General features: G+C 67.0%; 1 protein-coding gene and 1 pseudogene. One reads left to right on the top strand and one right to left on the bottom strand.

From position 1 onward, the window contains the following. Positions 1-784: pseudogene (locus tag EOA36_RS33185) on the bottom strand (formyl transferase); the annotation flags it as partial. A 333-nt stretch (positions 785-1,117) separates the two neighbouring features. Between EOA36_RS33185 and EOA36_RS33180 the strand changes: the two are divergent. Further along, a partial coding sequence (locus EOA36_RS33180) for a GumC family protein (RefSeq protein ID WP_189553487.1) occupies positions 1,118-2,539 on the top strand: 1,422 nt, incomplete at its 3' end.

Raw genomic sequence — 2,539 nt, 5'->3', positions numbered from 1 at the left:
GGACCGGATCGGCGTAGAAGCGGCTGCCGTCGTCGGGCAGCTCTTGCCAGCCCGACGCCGGATGGGCGCGCAGATCGAACAGATCCCGCCCGCCCGTCTCGCGCCAGCCGACCTTCCAGTGCGGGGCGTTGTAGCAGAGATGGTAGATCTTCTGGACGATACGCCGCGCCAGCGCCTTGCCCGCCCTGACGCCGAGCTTGCCGGCCGAGGGCAGCGACGGCGCGGGCCTGCCGTCCGCCGGCTCGGGCAGGACGGGCAGGGCGCCGCGTGCAGCCCCCGTCACCGCCGCCAGGATCAGGCTCGCGGTGCGCGCCAGCATGTCCTGGAAGGCGGCAAGCGCGATGCCGCCATATTCGGTTCCGAGCCGCCCTTCGGCGACGACGGCGCCGTTCTCCTCGATGCGGGCCAGCGGCGTCCGGCCATCCAGGATCGACGCCAGCAGGGCGGCTTCGCCGGCGGCGCCGTCATAGGTCACACGCCAGACGCGCGTTGCCTCCTGCCGCACGTCGCCGCAAAGGTCGAGCACGAGGTCCGGCGCGGCGGGCGGCTGCGTGCGGTAGGGTGCCAGCGCAGACAGCGGCAGGCGCTTGGCCAACCCGTCGGCGGGCAAGCCATGGATGACCGTTTCAAGCTGGAAAAGCGCGGCTATGCTGCCTGGGACGCCGCTCCCGCCGGGGCGTGCGTCGATGCTGACCTCGACATTCGCGAGCGCCGCCAGGCGCCGCAGCAGCAGCAGGTGGAAAGCACGGAGGCAGTCGCTGTCCAGGCGCAGGCTCACCTGCATGTCGCACCCCTAGAGTTCTGATGGTCGGTAAACTGGCCGGTGTTCGATTTTCGGGCACGAGAGATGGGCAACGGTCGGACTGGAGACAGGTTGCGCTCCATTTCCATTCGTTTCCCGCTCGCTTGCGCCCTGTCAACACGGCCCGTGTCTTTGCTACGCAAACTCCGTGCCAGAAATCAGAAGAGCTCCCAACATAATTAACAGTGTTTTAACAGTTGGAGTAATAGCTAGGCTGAAGCCGCAATTTAATCTTTTGGGGCACACGGAGTGTTGTCGGAGCGACCTTTGCAATCATCCCTGCTCTCGTTGCCGCAACAACACGCTCCGGAGGTGATGCAATATGCGCCGGAGCCACCACCGGCCGCGTCCTATCCATCCTCGAGCGTCGAGCTGGGTGACCTGAAGCGCATATTGGTGCGCCGCCGCTTCCTGATCCTCGCCACCGCCGCGCTGCTGACCCTTGGGGCGCTGCTCTACGGACTGTTCACGCCGGCGCTCTACAGCTCGGTGGCGGAGATCATCGTCGATCCGCAAGACCTGCAGGTGGTCACCAACGACGTCAATCCGAGCCGGGTTCCGCCCGATGGCGGCATCACCATGGTGGAAAGCCAGGTTGCCGTCGTCCAGTCGAGCGGCGTGCTGCTCAGGGCTATTGCGGCAACCAACCTGACCGAGGATCCCGAATTCAACGGGCAGGGCGGATTGCTGAGCCATTTGCTCGGCGGCGTGCTGGGTTCGGGGTCGGCCGAGACCGACAAGACGGGCAAGACACTCGATGCGCTGCGCCGGCGGCTGGCGGTCAAGCGGGCCGACAAGGTGCTGGTCCTCGACGTGATCGTCACCGCCAAGAGCGCCGACAAGGCGGCGAAGCTCGCCAATGCCATCGCGCAGGCCTACCTCGCCGACCAGGCGAGCGCGCGCGCCAAGATGGCCACGGATGCTTCCGACTCCATCACCGCGCGGCTGGAAGAGCAGCGCAAGCGCGTCCAGCGGGCCGAGAATGCGGTCGAGGCCTACAAGTCCGCCAACAACATGGTGATGGCCGCGGGCAATCTGGTCAGCGACCAGGAACTGACCGAGATCAACACGCAGCTCGCGGCGGCGCAAAGCCGCACCGCGACGCTGAAGGCGCAGGTCGACCAATTGCGCCGGTCCGGCGGCGCACCGGACGCGACCTCGGAGGCGATGCGCTCGGCGGTGATTTCGAGCCTGCGGGCGCAGGAGGCGACGCTTGTCGACCAGGTTTCGCAGCTCGGCACGGAACTCGGGCCGCGCCATCCCTCGATGATGGCGGCCCAGCAGCAGCTACGCGACACGCGCCAGCTCATCGCGCGCGAACTCGGCCGCATCGTCGCCGCCGCCGAAACCGACTATGAGCGGGCGCTGGCCAACCAGCAGGCACTGGAGGCCAAGGTCGCGGGCATGAAGAGCAAGTCGCTCGACACCGACCAGGCCTCGGTCAAGCTGCGCGAATTGCAGCGCGATCTCGAGGCGGTGCGCTCCGTTTACGCAACCTATCTGCAGCGGGCGCAGGAAACGCGCGAGCAGGTCAATGTCGACAGCACCAACGCGCGCATCATCTCCGACGCCATGCCGGCGCTGAAGAAGAGCTGGCCGCCGCTGTTGCTGCTGGTATTCGGCGCGTTCTTCGGCGGTCTGGGGCTGGGTACAGGCCTGGCGCTGATCGCGGAATATTCCTCGCCGACGGTGCTTTCCAGCGCGCAGATGCAATCGGCCATCGACGCGCCCGTGGTG

It is taken from the genome of Mesorhizobium sp. M8A.F.Ca.ET.021.01.1.1 (assembly GCF_003998025.1).
Classification (GTDB): Bacteria; Pseudomonadota; Alphaproteobacteria; order Rhizobiales; family Rhizobiaceae; genus Mesorhizobium.
Note: the sequence above shows the minus strand (reverse complement) of the source record. Positions and strands in the feature narration are given on the sequence as shown.